The sequence below is a fragment of the Nitratidesulfovibrio sp. 1201_IL3209 genome (assembly GCF_036763125.1).
GTDB lineage: Bacteria > Desulfobacterota > Desulfovibrionia > Desulfovibrionales > Desulfovibrionaceae > Cupidesulfovibrio.
In genome coordinates this window covers 91544-105346 of the sequence record NZ_JBAIYT010000005.1, presented here as the reverse complement: position 1 = coordinate 105346, position 13803 = coordinate 91544, and the positions used below count along the sequence as shown (strand labels likewise).

The following is a 13803-nucleotide window of genomic DNA, read 5'->3' as shown; positions in this document are numbered from 1 at the left end:
AGAACCACGTCCGTCCCGGTCCGAACCGCCCGCCCGGCGTATCCGGCACGTCGTGGCCGCCGTGCCGCGCTCCTTCCCCGCCCGTCCGCATCGGGCCGCGCGGCGTCCCATGCCGCGCCGCCGTTGCATCGCCGGGCAGGCCGCGCCATCCGTCCGGCATGCTTCCATTGTTCGCACAACCGTGCAACATGCCGAATTTTTCTTGCCGTGACCCGAGGTTGCGTTTATTGATGGCCCAAACGCGCGCAGGGGCGGCACTCTCACCGCCGCATCATCCCGGCCCCAGCGGCCCGGCCACCATGGAACGGACGCCCTGCTCCGTTGCACCCAAAGCCACCATTGGTGCGGCTATGTCAAAGAAGCAAAAAGGTCAGACCCGCGTCTGCGTCTACCCCGACTGGTGCAAGGGCTGCGGCCTGTGCGTGGCGTTCTGCCCCGCCAAGGTGCTTGTGCTGAACGCCTTCGGCAAGTCCGAGGTGGCCAACGAGGACGAGTGCATCAATTGCGGTTTCTGCGAACTGCACTGTCCGGACTTCGCCATCGCCATCAAGCCGCGCACCCGCCACGGCGCAGGCCAGCCGGACCCGCGCAGCGGATGGAAAGACCCCGAGGCCGAACACGGCCGCGCCTCTCCGCCCGAGCCCACGCCCGAACCGAACCCCAACCCCGAAGAGTGACGCCATGGCGGTGCAACGCAAGAAACGCAAGAGACGCGAACTGTTCGCGCTCGGCAACGAGGCGGTGGCCGAGGGCGCACTGCTGGCCGGGTGCTCGTTCTACGCCGGCTACCCCATCACCCCGTCCACGGAAATCATGGAGGTCATGGCCAACCGCCTGCCCCTGATCGAGGACGGCGTGTTCATCCAGATGGAAGACGAAATCGCCAGCATGGGCGCCACCATCGGCGCGTCGCTGGCGGGTCGCAAGGCCATGACCGCCACCTCCGGCCCCGGCTTCGCCCTGATGCAGGAGCACATCGGCTACGCCTGCATGGTCGAGGCGCCCTTGGTGGTGGTCAACGTCATGCGCGGCGGCCCCAGCACCGGCCTGCCCACAAGTCCCGCCCAGGCCGACGTGCAGATGGCCCGCTGGGGCACCCACGGCGACCACCCCATCATCGTGCTGTCCGCATCCAACGTGCAGGAATGCCTGGAGATGACCGTGACGGCCTTCAACTTTGCCGAAAAGTACCGCACCCCGGTCATCCTGCTGCTGGATGAAGTGACGGCCCACACCCGCGAAAAGATCTCCGTGCCCGACCCGGACGAGGTGGAAATCCTGTCCCGCGTGGAACCCACGGTGCCGCCGGAATGGTTCAAGCCCTACGCCGACACGGCGCGCGGCGTGCCCGCCATGGCCCCCATCGGCTCCGGCTACCGCACCCACGTCACCGGGCTGACCCACGACGTCATGGGCTATCCCACCCAGCGGCCGGACGAGGTCAAGGACGCCATGCTGCGCCTGTTCCGCAAGATCGACCAGTACTACGGCGACATCCAGATGGCCGACGAATATCTGCTGGACGACGCGGAAGTTGCCGTGGTGGCCTACGGCAGCGTGGCCCGCTCGGCCCACCTGGCCGTGGAGCAGGCCCGCGAGCGCGGGGCCAAGGCCGGGCTGCTGACGCTGAAGACGCTGTTCCCCTTCCCGCGCCCGGCGGTGGAAAAGCTGACCCACCGCTGCCACACCGTGGTGGTGCCCGAGATGAACATGGGGCAGATGTCGCGCGAGGTGAAGCGCGTCAACAACGGCCGCACCAAGGTGCGCACCATCAACCGGGTGGACGGGCAGATCATCACGCCCTCCGAAATCCTGAAAGCCATACTGTAGGTGGGCCATGGCGGACGTTACCCAACTCATCCACGACTACCTGCGCCACAACAAGAAGTTCCCCCACGTGTTCTGCGCGGGCTGCGGCCACGGCATCGTGCTGGGATCGCTGATCCGCAGCGTGCACGCCCTGGGCCTGCCCAAGGACGACGTGGTGCTGGTGGCGGGCATCGGCTGTTCCGGCCGCATGGCCGTGTACGTCGACTTCAACACCGTGCACACCACCCATGGCCGGGCGCTTACCTTCGCCACCGGCATCAAGATGGCCAACCCCAAGCTGAAGGTCATCTGCGTCATGGGCGACGGCGACGCCCTGTCCATCGGCGGCAACCACCTGATCCACGCCGCGCGGCGCAACATCGGCGTCACCGCGCTGATCCTGAACAACCAGATCTACGGCATGACCGGCGGGCAGTGTTCGTCGGCCACCCCGCAGGGCGACATTTCCATGACCACGCCCTTCGGGTCGCTGGAAAAGGCCTTCGACATCGCGGACATGTGCAAGGCCGCGGGCGCCAGCTACGTGGCGCGCGGCACCTCGTTCCACGCCATCCAGTTGGACAGGCTGATCAGCTCGGCCATCATGCACCCCGGCTTCTCGGTAGTGGAGGTGTTCAGCCCCTGCCCCACCCAGTACGGACGCAAGAACAAGTTCCGCAACGCCGTGGACATGTACAAGTGGCTGAAGTCCAACACCGTGAAGGTGGAAACCCTGAAGGATCCCACGCAGAAGCCCGAGGACGGGCGCATCCCCATCGGGGTGTTCCGCGACGTGGACGAGCCGGGGCTTGAGGAACGCTACTTCGAGCTGCAACGCAAACTCATGGGGCAGAACCGATGAAGGCGCCGCAACCCATAGACCGTTTCGAAATCCGCCTTTCCGGCCTGGGCGGGCAGGGGCTGATCACCCTGGGCCGCCTGCTGGGCTCGGCGCTGGCGCTGGGCCACGGCTACTACGTCACCCAGACCCAGAGCTACGGGCCCGAGGCGCGCGGCGGCTCCAGCCGCGCCGACGTGGTGGTGAGTTCGCGCCCCATCAGCTACCCCAAGACCGAAAGCCTGGACCTGCTGGTGGCGCTGAGCCCCGAGGCATGCAACAGCTACTACCGCCTGCTCAAGAAGACCGGCATCCTGCTGGTGGACACCACCCTGGTCAAGCACGCGCCCACCAACGTGTACCTGGGCCTGCCGTTCACCCAGATGGCCAGGGAGCAGATCGGCAATCCCATGACCATCAACACCATGGTCATGGGCGCGGTGACGCACCTGCTGCCCTTCGCCGACCCCAAGGTGATGCGCAAGAGTCTGGAGGCCAACCTGCCCGCCAAGATCCGCGAGGTGAACGCCAAGGCCTTCACCCTGGGCCTGAAGCAGGCCCAGCGCCACTTCGGCGACGCGGGCGGCATCTGGGCGGCGGCGGAGGAGAATGGGCAGCATTCCGAAGACGACATCATCGTCTAGTAGGCGCGCCCGTTCTTTTGCCCCCTGTCTGCGTCAGGCTCGTTCCGTGCGACGGTCGAATATGCCAGAATATGCTCCCATCGCCCGCAACTCGCCTTCCTTGACAGGGAACAAAATTCCAGGGTGCGCCAAGAACGAGTGCTGAGGGCATACGCATCGCGGCCCCTGACAAGAATAAAAAACCCTGCCTTTCGGGCGGACCACGGATTCGACCATGAGCACGACCATCGAAGAATTGACGGTGAACTACGAGGAAGACGGCCAGCTTGTGGTCAAGGAACTGGACAAGGCCGTGCTCTCCAAGGGGGCATGGACCACCATCCTGTTCCGCTACCGGCAGTGGGATCCCAAGACCGAGGACTACGGCGCGGACAAGTACGTGGTGAAGCGCTACAAGAAGATGAGCGGCGAATACCGCGCCCAGTCCAAGTTCAACATCTCCAGCGCCGACCAGGCCCGCAAGATCGTCGAGACGTTGCAGGGCTGGCTGGACGAAGACCCCACGGCGTAACGCCACGGCTGGGAATACCCGAACGCAACGGGCGGGACCGCGCAACACATCGCGCGGCCCCGCCCGTTTTCTTTGCATCGCGGACCTTCCCAATGGCGGCGTACTCTGCCCTGCCGCCAGACGCAAACGACCGGCCCCCGTTGCCGGAAGCCGGTCGCGTCACGTGCATGCGTCAGCCGGTCGTACGCCGCCTACTTCATGCCGCGCGCCTTGGCCACGGCGAACTTCTTGGCGTCGATGCCGTACTTCTTCACCTTGTAGTTGACGATGCGGTAGCTCACGCGCAGGTCGCGGGCCGCCTGCAACATGTTGCCGCGCGCCTTTTTCAGCGCGTCCACCAGCAGTTCCTGCTCGAACTTGGCCACCGCCTCGCAGAACGAGAGGTTGGTGTCCGTGGCGGTGGATTCCGCCGTCTGCAACGAGGGCGGCAGATGGTAGGTGCGGATGACCTGTTCGTCGCACACCAGCACCGCGCGTTCGATGCAGTTCTTCAGTTCGCGGATGTTGCCGGGCCAGTGGTACTGCGTCAAGAGGTCGATGGCCGGGGTGGAGATGCGCTTGATGCTGCGCGAATACTCCTCGGAATAGATGCGCAGGAAGTGTTCCGCCAGCGGCAGGATGTCCTCGCGCCGCTCGCGCAGCGGGGGAATGAAGATGGGGAACACATTGATGCGGTAGTACAAGTCCTCGCGGAACAGCCCCCGTTCGACAAGTTCCTCCAGCGGCTGGTGGGTGGCGCAGATCAGGCGCACGTCCACGGTGATGGTCTGTTCGCTGCCCAGGCGCTGGATTTCCTGCTCCTGAATGGCGCGCAGCACCTTGGCCTGGGCGTTGGGCGACAGTTCCCCCACCTCGTCCAGGAACAGGGTGCCCTTGTTGGCCAGTTCGAACAGGCCCTTCTTGGTGTGCACCGCCCCGGTGAACGCGCCCTTCTGGTAGCCGAACAGTTCGCTTTCCACCAGTTCGGAGGGCAGCGCCGCGCAATTCAGCTTGATCAGCGGCATCTCGCGCCGGGGGCTGGCCTGGTGGATGGCCTCGGCCAGCAGTTCCTTGCCGGTGCCGGATTCGCCGCGCAGCAGCGCCGTGGCCCGGCTGGGGCCGACCTGCGCCGCCTGGTTCAGCACCAGACGCATGGCCTTGGACGCGGCCACCACGTTGGCCGGGGTGAACCCGATGTCGTTGCTGTCGCCCACGATGAGGCCCTGGGTCATCAGGTGCTTCTGGCGGGCCATTTCCTCTTGCAGATACGAGGCGTGGTTGGCGATCATGCCCGCCACCACCTCCAGGAACCGGCAGTGCGATTCCAACTGCGGCATGGGCACCGAGGGGGTGTCCACGCTCAGGGTGCCGATGACCTCGCGGCCCTGCCGGGGTTCGTCGGCGGGGCCCAGCACCGGCACGCAGATGAAGGCCAGGTTTTCCTGCTCCTCGTCGGAGCGGCCGAACGCCTTGTTCAGGAACGCCGGATGGTCCTTGATGCGCGGCACGATGACCGGCTGGCCCGTGGAGAACACCTGCCCCGTCACGCCCACGCCCGGCTCGTATTCCACGTGGTCCGCCTTGGTGGGCGTTTGCGACAGGCTGAGCTTGAGGGTGCGGGTCTCGGGGTCGAAGATGACGATGTGCGGCCGCTGGAAGTCATGGTTTTCAGCCAGCGTGCGGAGCAGCGACTTCAGGGTGGACTGAAACGGCCGCTGCGGCCCCATGTCGGACACGATCTTCTGGAGCGTGCCGAGATAGGGCTGAAGGCGCTTGTCGTCGGTGATGGTGGTCATGCGGTCAGCTCGCGGAGGTGACGGCCCGAACGCCCAGTTCGACCGCCCTCAGGTTCATGTCCATGAGTTTGGGGGCAAGATGGATGCGGATGGCGGCTTCCAGCGCGTCCGGGCCGAAGGGCAGCAGCCCCGTGGCGCAGGCCGCGCCCAGCAGCACGCTGTTGCCCGCCTGCACCGACCCGGCCTGAAGGCCCAGGGTGCGGCACGGCAGGAACCACGATTGCGCGGCGCAGCCTTCCACCTTGGCGCGGATGCGCGCCATGTCGGGGTAGGCTTCGCGCCCGGTGGAAACGCCCACCGGCGGCAGCGGCTCGGTGTTGGACAGCACGCTGCCCCCGGCGGCCAGGTGGGTCATGCCGCGCAGGGTTTCCAGCGGCTCGAAGCCCAGGATCAGGTCCGCCTCGCCATGGCCGATCTTGGGGCTCATCCAGCCGCCGAGCAGGATGGTGGACTCCACCACCCCGCCGCGCTGGGCCATGCCGTGGATTTCGCCGGAGGTCACCTCCAGCCCCTGGTCCAGGGCGGTGCGGGCCAGCAGGGTGGTGGCGGTCAGGGTGCCCTGCCCGCCCACGCCGGTAAGGTAGATGCGGATGCGTGCCGCGTTGCTCATGCGTCGCTCCTCTTGCGGGCCTTGATGGTGTCCGCAACCTGCAGACAGACCATGCAGCCGCCGCAGAGGTTCTCGTCCACGTGGATGCCCGTGTCGTCGCGGAAGAAGGCGGGGCAGGCCAGGTGTTCCAGACAGTCGGCCACGGAAGGACTCTGTTCGGCCACGTACGCCACCTGGTTGCGCGGCTTCTTCAGGGTGCGCCGGGCGTAGAGCACGCACGGCTCCTCGGCGATGATCACGCGCACGCCGGAACGTTCCTTCATCTCCGTCAGGGCCTTCATGGTGGACTTGACGTTGAAGGGCCGCACCTTGACCACGTCGGCCACGCCGCAGCCGCGCACCACGGCCTCGATGTCCAGGTGCACGCAGGCGTTGCCCAGCACGTCCTGGATCACGCCGGGGTTGGGCTGGTGGCCGGTCATGGCCGTGGTGCCGTTGTCCAGCACCACCACGATCAGGTCGTGCTTGTTGAACACCGCGTTGACCAGCCCGGTGATGCCGGAATGGAAGAAGGTGGAGTCGCCGATGAAGGCCAGCGTGGGCTTGCCCGAGGCCGTGGCGAACCCGGAACCCGCCGACACCGACGAGCCCATGCAGAACAGGAAGTCCGCCATGCGCAGCGGCGGCAGCAGACCCAGCGTGTAGCAGCCGATATCGCTGGAGTACACGGCGTCGTCGCCGAACACCTTGCGCACGGCATAGTACAGCGCGCGGTGCGAGCAGCCGGGGCAGAGGTTCGGCGGGCGCACGGGCAGGGCCGTTTCCGGGTCGCAGGCCATGGGTAGGCGGGCGGTTTCGCCCAGCAGGTCGGCCAGGGCCTGGGTGACGGACTGGGTGGAGTATTCGCCGTAGATGGTCAGCGCGCCGCCCTTGCCGCTGACGGCCACGGGCAGGCCCCTGCGCTGGACGAGCGCGCGCACGTCGTTTTCCAGCAGGGGTTCCAGCTCTTCCAGCACCAGCACGGCGTCGCATCCGGACAGGAAATCGGTCAGCAGTTCTTCCGGCAGGGGCCAGGTCATGCCCAGGTCCAGCACCTTCACCCGGCCGCCCCAGCCCGTCTCGTGCAGGGCATCGGACAGGTAGGCGCGGCTGATGCCGCTGGCGATGACGCCGAAGCGCCCGTCGCCGCGCACCGTGTTCCACGGCGAATGCTCGGCCTTTTCCCGCGCCATGCCCAGATGCCTGACCAGTTCGGCGTGGCGCACCCGGGCCACGGCGGGCACGGGCACGAAGCGCCGGGGATTGCGCTCGAAGGGCACGATGGGCGCGGGCTGGCCCAGCGGGCCGAATTCCACCGCGCCGCGCAGGTGGTTGACGCGGGTGGTGGTGCGCAGCAGCACGGGCTGCTCGAGTTCGCGCGCCAGCAGCAGCGCGTCGCGCGTCATGTCCTTGGCTTCCTGCGCGGTGGCGGGCTCGAAGCACGGCATGCCCGCGAAGCGGGCGTAGGTGCGGTTGTCCTGCTCGTTCTGGCTGGCGTGGCAGCCGGGGTCGTCGGCGGACAGCAGCACCAGGCCGCCGGGCAGGCCGGTGTAGGTCATGGTCAGCAGCGGGTCGGCGGCCACGTTGACGCCCACGTGCTTCATGGTCACCAGGGTCATGGCCCCGGCCAGGGCCGCGCCCGCCCCCACTTCCATGGCCACCTTCTCGTTCACCGAATATTCCAGGCGGTAGCGGCCCCCGCCGCCGATGCGGCGGAAGGTGTCGGGCACTTCGGACGAGGGGGTGCCGGGATAGCAGGCCACCAGGTTGACGCCCGCCTCCAGCGCGCCGCGCACGATGGCCTCGTTGCCCAGCAGCAGGCGCCGGGCGCCCGGTTCATCAGCCAGAAGAGGATTCACCGGGCGCGCGCCCGGCGTCACGCCCGATGGTGCAGTCGATTGGCTCATGGGCTTACGCGCCCCCCTTCTGCATGCGGGCCTTCAGCGCTTCCACGCGGCTCCTGAAGTAGTCCTTGTTGCCTCCGGTATCGGAGGCCATCAACTGCTCGTAGGCGGCCACGGCGCGGTCCAGCTTGCCCGCGCGTTCCGCCACGACCGCCAACTGACCGCGCACGGCATTGCGCGAAATCTCGCTCACCGAGCCTTCCAGCCCTTCCAGCACGGCAAGGGCCTCGGCGTCCTTGCCCGCCTGCGACAGGGCCTGCGCGCGGCCGATGCGGGCCACCACGCCGGTGGCGCCGTCGGCGGCGGCCAGGCGTTCCCAGGCCGAGGCGGCCTTGTCGTAGTCCTTCTGCTCCATGGCGGCGGCGGCAAGGTCCAGCAGCACGGCGTTGCGCACGCCCGACGGCGCCTTGGCGGCAAAGGTTTCCAGCGCCTGCACGCGTTCCGCGCCGGTCTTGGTCACGGTGATCATGCCCAGCTCGGCCTGCGCTTCGCGCGCCTGTTCGGCGGCCCACCAGCGGTAGCCCGCGCCCGCCCCGGCGGCCAGCACCAGCACGCCGAGACCGGCGGCGATGTAGCGGGCGTTGTCGAGCACGAAGCGCAGCAGCGGCGCGGCCTCGCCGGACACTTCGCCCTTCAGGGGTTCGGGGATGGCGGGTTGCTGCTGGGCGCGCGGCAGGCCTTTCCGGATCTTGTTCTCCGACATGCGAATTGCTCCTTGGGAATGCGGCGCACGGCCGCTTTGTGGCTGGAAATCGCAAAGCCCGATTCTTTTACGTGCCCATTACAGAAATGTCAAAAGGATTCCGGACGCCGACCGGTTTCTCGCGGCCCGTCTGGGCTTGCGGGTTTTGACAAGGCCATTCGCCCTCCCGCGCGCGGGGCGCGGTGCGTCGCGCGCAAATCATGCAAACCGGCTTGCGCGATGCGGCCGGATGCCTCCGCATGCAGTGCCGCCCCCGGCCTGCGGGTCATATTGTTGCGTTGCCGGGGGGCTGCGGATATAGCAATGTTTCGCAACCTTCACGTCGTTCCGCCGCCACACGGAACGCCAGAGCGCCGGAGCCGCCATGAGCACGCAGAACATTTCTTCCGCCCCGGATGCGGCACAGGACACGACACAGGACGTCGCCACGGGCGACATCGTCCAACTGGTCGAATCCATGGGCAAGCGCGCCAGGGCCGCCGCCCGCAAGCTGGCCGCCGCGTCCCCCGCCGCCAAGATCGACGCCCTGCTCCGCCTTGCCGGGCTGCTGGAATCGCGCGAGGCCGACATCCTTGCCGCCAACGCGCGCGACCTGGCCGCCGCCCAGGCGGCGGGCATGGACGCCCCGCGCATGGACCGCCTGCGCCTGACCCCGCGCATCATGGCCGAAATGGCCGCCGCCTGCCGCCACGTGGCGGACCTGCCCGACCCGGTGGGCGCGGTGGAAACCCAGTGGCAGCGCCCCAACGGCCTGCTGGTGGGACGCATGCGCATTCCGCTCGGCGTCATCGCCATCATCTACGAATCGCGCCCCAACGTGACCATCGACTCCGCCATCCTGTGCCTGAAGGCGGGCAACGCGGTGATCCTGCGCGGCGGGTCGGAGGCCATCCACTCCAACCTGGCCCTGGCCGGGCTCATCGCGGAGGCCATGGCCGCCGCGGGCCTGCCCGGCGACGCGGTGCAGGTGGTCTCGCGCACCGACCGGGCCGCCGTGGGCGCCCTGTGCGCGCTGGAACGGTACATCGACGTGATCATCCCGCGCGGGGGCGAAACCCTGATCCGCGCCGTGGTGCAGCAGGCCACCATGCCGGTGCTCAAGCACTACAAGGGCGTGTGCCACGCCTACGTGGACGCGGGGGCCGACCTTGCCCAGGCCGTGGAGATCGTCTTCAACGGCAAGGTGCAGCGCCCCGGCGTGTGCAACGCGCTGGAATGCCTGCTGGCGCACCGTGACGAGGCCGCCGCCCTGCTGCCCGCCGTGGCCGCGCGGCTGGCCCCGGCCGGGGTGACCTTCCGGGCGTGCCCGGCGTCGCTGCCCCTGCTGGGCGAGGCGGCCACCGCCGCCGCGCCGGAAGACTACGGCATGGAGTTCCACGACCTGATCCTGGCCGTGCGCGTGGTGGACGACATGGACGAAGCGCTGGCCCACATCGCCGCGCACGGGTCCAACCACACCGAAATCATCTGCACCCGCGACCACGCCAACGCCATGCGCTTTTTGCGCGAGGCCGACGCCTCCATGGTGGCGGTGAACGCCTCCACCCGCTTCAACGACGGCGGGCAACTGGGCCTTGGCGCCGAGATCGGCATCAGCACGTCCAAGCTGCATTCCTACGGCCCCATGGGCGTGCAGGAACTGACCACCACCAAGTTCGTGGTGTTCGGTGCGGGCCAAGTCCGGGAGTAACGGGAGCAGCGGAAACAGCGCGGCGGCTGAAGGGGCGTCCCCCGTGGCGCTTCTTCACCGGCTTCGCCGTGCACGGTCCGTAAGCGCTCGCTGAACCAACGCGGGCAGGGACGGGCAGGCGTCGGCAGGAACGGCAGGGACAGGCTGGGGCAAGCTGGGGCGGGCGAATCAGGCAGTCCGGGGCAACCAAGGGGACGGCGAAAGGCTCATGCGGCGCATCGGCATACTTGGCGGCAGCTTCAACCCCGTGCATTCGGGCCACCTGCGCCTGGCCATAGAGGTGGCCGAGGCGTTGCGGCCGGAACGCATCGACCTCGTGCCATGCGCCGTGCCCCCCCACAAGGAGGGGCACGACCTGCTGCCCTTCGGCCTGCGCCTGTCCCTGCTGCGCGCCGCCGTGCGCCCCTTCGCCGCACTGGCCGTGAACGCGCTGGAAGGCGGGCGCAGCGGCCCCTCGTACACCTGGGACACCCTGCACGCCTACCGCGCCGCCGAGCCGGAGGCCGCGCCGTTCTTCATCCTGGGGGGCGAGGATTTCGAAATGCTGCCCCATTGGCATCGGGGACTGGAGTTGCCGCGCATCGCCGACTTCGTGGTGGTGCCCCGCGCGGGCAGCGGGCCGGAAGCCTTCCGCGCCGCCCTGGCCGCCCGCTGGCCGGACGCCGCCCCGCTGCCGTCCGTGCAGCCAGCACCCCCAGCATCCAAGGACACGCCCCACCCCGCGTCCCGCCTTGCGCAGGGTACGGAGCGCCACCTGCTGCCCGGCGGTCCTTACGGCGACACCACCCTGACCTTCCTGCCCCTGCCCCGGCTGGACATCAGCGCGTCCTTGCTGCGCGGCAAATGGCTGCGCGGCGCGGACATCCGCCTGCTGGTGCCCGACGACGTGGACAGCCTGCTGCGCGCCCACGCCGACGCGGTGCGCCGCTGCTGGACGCCCGCCGCCAACACCCCGCAGGTCCCCGCCCCGCACCCCGGCTGCCGTCCTCCCTGTCCGCCCGGCTCACTCAAGGACGCCTCCAAGGACACCCCATGCGAATGACCGCCCCCAAGGCCGTGCGCGACAACATCGCGCGGTCCCGCGCCTACCTGGCGCGCGGCTACCTGACGCGGGCGCTGGGGGCCATGGAAACGGCCCTGCGCAACTATTCCGGCACCACGCTCATCGGGCAGGCCCGCTTCGAAACCGAGGTGCACATCCACGAATTCGTCAACGACCTCAACAGGAACCACGCCATCCTCAAGTTCTTCGAAAAGCGCAAGGTGCTTTCCGGCCCCTATGTGGCGTACGCGCCGGGCGACGAGCTTCCGCTGGCCGAACGGCTGGAATCCATCCGGCACGCCATGCTGGAGGAGGAACGCGCACGGGCCGCCGAACAGGCCCAGAAGATCCTGATGCGCAAGATGGAACTGACCGGCAACGGCCAGGCCCGGCTGGACGCGGGCGACCTGCCGCGCGGGCGGGCCCTGCTGCGCCGCGTGGCCGACGAGTGGGGGCACGAGCCGGGGGTGCTCACCGACATCGGGCAACGCTTCCTGCGCGCCCGGCTGTTCTTCGAGGCGGCGGAACTGTTCGAGTCGGCACTGGATTCCTTCCCCGGCGAGGCCCCGGCCTATTCCGGGGCCGTGGCCGCGTACATGGAACTGCGCGAGTACCCCAGGGCCGAGATCGTCTACCTGCGCGCCCTGCGCCAGTTCGGCGCGCATCCGCGCACCATGCTCAACCTGGCCAAGCTGTACATGGAATGGCGCAAGCGGGACAAGGCATACGAATACGCCAACCGCGCCATGCAGGCCGACCCTTCGCTGACCGAGGCGCGGGAACTGCTGTCCCGCCTGACGCGCTGACGAAAACGGCGGGCGGCGTCCCGCGCCGTCAGCGGTTCCCGGTTTCCGCGCCGGCCGAAACCGCTTCTCCGGCCATCACCCGCCGCACCGCCTCGAACACCGCATCCGGCGCGATGCCCCCCATGCAGCGCCCGGAATGGGCGCAGCGCCTGCTGCCGTGCAGCGAACAGGGGCGGCAGGCGTCGTCCGTTTCCAGCACCACGTCGCGCGGGCCTTCGGGGTAGAAGCCCCATTCCCGCGTGGTGGGGCCGAACAGCGCCACCACCGGGGTGTCCACCCCGGCGGCCAGGTGCATGGGGCCGGAATCGCCGGTCACCAGCACGTCGGCGGCGGCCAGCAGCGCGCAGGTTTCGCGCAGGTCGGTGCGGTCGGTGAAGTCCGCCGCCGCCCCGCCCGAGGCCCGGACCTGCCCGACCAGACCGGACAAATCAGACAGGCCGGACAGGGGTCCGGACTCGCCGCCCCCGGCCCCTCCCTTTCCTCCGGACCGTCCCACCACGAACCATGCATACCCCGCCCGCGAAAGCCGTGCGGCCAGGTCGCGCCAGGCTTCGGCCAGCCACGCCTTGTCCGGATGGGTGGAATAGGGATGCAGGGCCACCAGCGGACGGACAGGTGAAGACGCGCAGCCCGATGCACCATCCGGTGCACCGTCCGATACACCATCCGGTGCTCCCTCGGGCGCCAGTCCGACCTCGCGCAGCAGGTCCATGCCCCGCCCCCGCTCCGCGTCGTCCAGCAGGATGCGCGGCAGCAGTTCGGCGCGCGGGGGCGGCGCAGCCTCCACGGCCAGGGCGTAGCGCTGGGTCACGTTGCAGGCGCGCAGCCGGTGGCGGAACAGCCGTCCGCCGGTACGCAGGAACAGCCGCCGTTCCAGCGAGAATTTCGGGTAGCGGCGCACCGGGCCGGGCCACAACAGGCCCAGCAGCCGGGACCGCAGGGTGCCATGCAGGTCCAGCAGGCCCGCGCCGGGCAGCGAGGCCGCCAGCTCCCGCACCAGGCCGGGCAGCGCGGCGGGGCGCAGGTCGCGCTGGTCCACCGTGGCCACGCGGTCCACGGCGGGGTGGTTGCGGAACACCGGAGCCCACTGCGGCCGGGTCAGCACCACGAAGCGCCAGCCACGGGTGCGGTGCAGCCACAGCAGCACGCCCGTGGTCAGCACCACGTCGCCCAGCGCGCTCAGGCGCACCACGAACCATGTCGTCGGCAGGGTCATCCGTTCTCCGCCGGACAATTCCGGCATGCATGCTGTTGCGTGTCCGCCGAAGTGCGGATATAGCGCTCACCGCAGGCTGCAAGAGCGCCATCGCCGTTTCCCTCGGGTCCCGTTTCAGGTATCGGTAGGGCTTGCGTCACCCGGCCGGTCACGGCGACAGGGACCGACGGGGACCGGTGGGGCACAGCACTACCAGCAGCGGCCCGGAAAGAAAAGCGCGCCGGCCCGTCCGGACGCACCTTATCACGGCACGCCGCGCCGCGCGGTGCCAGGGTG

Annotated in this window: 13 protein-coding genes; 8 read left to right on the top strand and 5 right to left on the bottom strand. The window is 68.9% G+C overall.

The genetic code is table 11. The features are described from left to right. Window positions 1–350: 350 nt before the first annotated feature. The 5 genes from V6B97_RS04645 (at window position 351) to V6B97_RS04625 (ending at window position 3802) form a co-directional block, all read left to right on the top strand. A complete protein-coding gene (locus V6B97_RS04645; protein WP_333505322.1) occupies window positions 351–677 on the top strand; it encodes a 4Fe-4S dicluster domain-containing protein in 327 nt (108 codons plus the stop codon). A gap of 4 nt (window positions 678–681) precedes the next feature. After that, window positions 682–1830, top strand: coding sequence for a 2-oxoacid:acceptor oxidoreductase subunit alpha (locus V6B97_RS04640; RefSeq protein WP_333505321.1), 1149 nt, complete (start codon window positions 682–684; stop codon window positions 1828–1830). A gap of 7 nt (window positions 1831–1837) precedes the next feature. Continuing rightward, window positions 1838–2671: a 2-oxoacid:ferredoxin oxidoreductase subunit beta gene (locus tag V6B97_RS04635; RefSeq protein WP_333505320.1), complete on the top strand. Its 834-nt coding sequence runs from the start codon at window positions 1838–1840 to the stop codon at window positions 2669–2671. Then, a complete protein-coding gene (locus V6B97_RS04630; RefSeq protein ID WP_333505319.1) occupies window positions 2668–3291 on the top strand; it encodes a 2-oxoacid:acceptor oxidoreductase family protein in 624 nt (207 codons plus the stop codon). The genes V6B97_RS04635 and V6B97_RS04630 overlap by 4 nt, the downstream gene beginning before the upstream one ends. Window positions 3292–3505: 214 nt before the next feature. Next, window positions 3506–3802, top strand: coding sequence for a hypothetical protein (locus V6B97_RS04625; protein ID WP_333505318.1), 297 nt, complete (start codon window positions 3506–3508; stop codon window positions 3800–3802). A 191-nt stretch (window positions 3803–3993) separates the two neighbouring features. On the opposite strand, the gene V6B97_RS04620 is transcribed toward V6B97_RS04625, so the two are convergent. From V6B97_RS04620 to V6B97_RS04605, 4 genes are read right to left on the bottom strand one after another with little or no spacing between them, the layout of a single operon-like run. Beyond that, window positions 3994–5577, bottom strand: coding sequence for a sigma-54-dependent Fis family transcriptional regulator (locus tag V6B97_RS04620; RefSeq protein ID WP_333505317.1), 1584 nt, complete (start codon window positions 5575–5577; stop codon window positions 3994–3996). A 4-nt stretch (window positions 5578–5581) separates the two neighbouring features. Continuing rightward, window positions 5582–6187 carry an indolepyruvate oxidoreductase subunit beta gene (locus tag V6B97_RS04615; protein WP_333505316.1) on the bottom strand — a complete coding sequence of 202 codons (606 nt, stop codon included), beginning with the start codon at window positions 6185–6187 and terminating at the stop codon, window positions 5582–5584. Then, window positions 6184–8073, bottom strand: a complete 1890-nt coding sequence (iorA, locus tag V6B97_RS04610) for an indolepyruvate ferredoxin oxidoreductase subunit alpha (RefSeq protein ID WP_333505315.1) — start codon at window positions 8071–8073, stop codon at window positions 6184–6186. The genes V6B97_RS04615 and iorA overlap by 4 nt, the downstream gene beginning before the upstream one ends. 4 nt (window positions 8074–8077) lie before the next feature. After that, entirely contained in the window at window positions 8078–8773 is a 696-nt protein-coding gene (locus V6B97_RS04605) for a tetratricopeptide repeat protein (protein ID WP_333505314.1), read from the bottom strand. Between the two features lie 364 nt (window positions 8774–9137). On the opposite strand from V6B97_RS04605, the gene V6B97_RS04600 reads away from it, so the two are divergent. The 3 genes from V6B97_RS04600 to V6B97_RS04590 all read left to right on the top strand — a co-directional run bounded on the left by V6B97_RS04600 (window position 9138) and on the right by V6B97_RS04590 (window position 12311). Beyond that, window positions 9138–10463: a glutamate-5-semialdehyde dehydrogenase gene (locus V6B97_RS04600; RefSeq protein ID WP_333505313.1), complete on the top strand. Its 1326-nt coding sequence runs from the start codon at window positions 9138–9140 to the stop codon at window positions 10461–10463. A gap of 208 nt (window positions 10464–10671) precedes the next feature. Then, window positions 10672–11505 carry a nicotinate-nicotinamide nucleotide adenylyltransferase gene (locus V6B97_RS04595; RefSeq protein WP_333505312.1) on the top strand — a complete coding sequence of 278 codons (834 nt, stop codon included), beginning with the start codon at window positions 10672–10674 and terminating at the stop codon, window positions 11503–11505. After that, window positions 11496–12311, top strand: a complete 816-nt coding sequence (locus V6B97_RS04590) for a hypothetical protein (protein WP_333505311.1) — start codon at window positions 11496–11498, stop codon at window positions 12309–12311. Before V6B97_RS04595 ends, V6B97_RS04590 begins: the two co-directional genes overlap by 10 nt. A 28-nt stretch (window positions 12312–12339) precedes the next feature. On the opposite strand, the gene V6B97_RS04585 is transcribed toward V6B97_RS04590, so the two are convergent. Continuing rightward, the gene (locus V6B97_RS04585; RefSeq protein ID WP_333505310.1) at window positions 12340–13527 is read right to left on the bottom strand and encodes a glycosyltransferase family 9 protein; all 1188 of its coding nucleotides are present in this window, start codon (window positions 13525–13527) and stop codon (window positions 12340–12342) included. Window positions 13528–13803: the final 276 nt, after the last annotated feature.

Excerpts from the sequence above, each read along its gene's own strand:
- V6B97_RS04645 (WP_333505322.1), top strand. The coding sequence starts at position 351 with ATGTCAAAGAAGCAAAAAGGTCAGACCCGCGTCTGCGTCTACCCCGAC.
- V6B97_RS04640 (WP_333505321.1), top strand. The coding sequence starts at position 682 with ATGGCGGTGCAACGCAAGAAACGCAAGAGACGCGAACTGTTCGCGCTC.
- V6B97_RS04635 (WP_333505320.1), top strand. The coding sequence starts at position 1,838 with ATGGCGGACGTTACCCAACTCATCCACGACTACCTGCGCCACAACAAG.
- V6B97_RS04630 (WP_333505319.1), top strand. The coding sequence starts at position 2,668 with ATGAAGGCGCCGCAACCCATAGACCGTTTCGAAATCCGCCTTTCCGGC.
- V6B97_RS04625 (WP_333505318.1), top strand. The coding sequence starts at position 3,506 with ATGAGCACGACCATCGAAGAATTGACGGTGAACTACGAGGAAGACGGC.
- V6B97_RS04620 (WP_333505317.1), bottom strand. The coding sequence starts at position 5,577 with ATGACCACCATCACCGACGACAAGCGCCTTCAGCCCTATCTCGGCACG.
- V6B97_RS04615 (WP_333505316.1), bottom strand. The coding sequence starts at position 6,187 with ATGAGCAACGCGGCACGCATCCGCATCTACCTTACCGGCGTGGGCGGG.
- iorA (WP_333505315.1), bottom strand. The coding sequence starts at position 8,073 with ATGAGCCAATCGACTGCACCATCGGGCGTGACGCCGGGCGCGCGCCCG.
- V6B97_RS04605 (WP_333505314.1), bottom strand. The coding sequence starts at position 8,773 with ATGTCGGAGAACAAGATCCGGAAAGGCCTGCCGCGCGCCCAGCAGCAA.
- V6B97_RS04600 (WP_333505313.1), top strand. The coding sequence starts at position 9,138 with ATGAGCACGCAGAACATTTCTTCCGCCCCGGATGCGGCACAGGACACG.
- V6B97_RS04595 (WP_333505312.1), top strand. The coding sequence starts at position 10,672 with ATGCGGCGCATCGGCATACTTGGCGGCAGCTTCAACCCCGTGCATTCG.
- V6B97_RS04590 (WP_333505311.1), top strand. The coding sequence starts at position 11,496 with ATGCGAATGACCGCCCCCAAGGCCGTGCGCGACAACATCGCGCGGTCC.
- V6B97_RS04585 (WP_333505310.1), bottom strand. The coding sequence starts at position 13,527 with ATGACCCTGCCGACGACATGGTTCGTGGTGCGCCTGAGCGCGCTGGGC.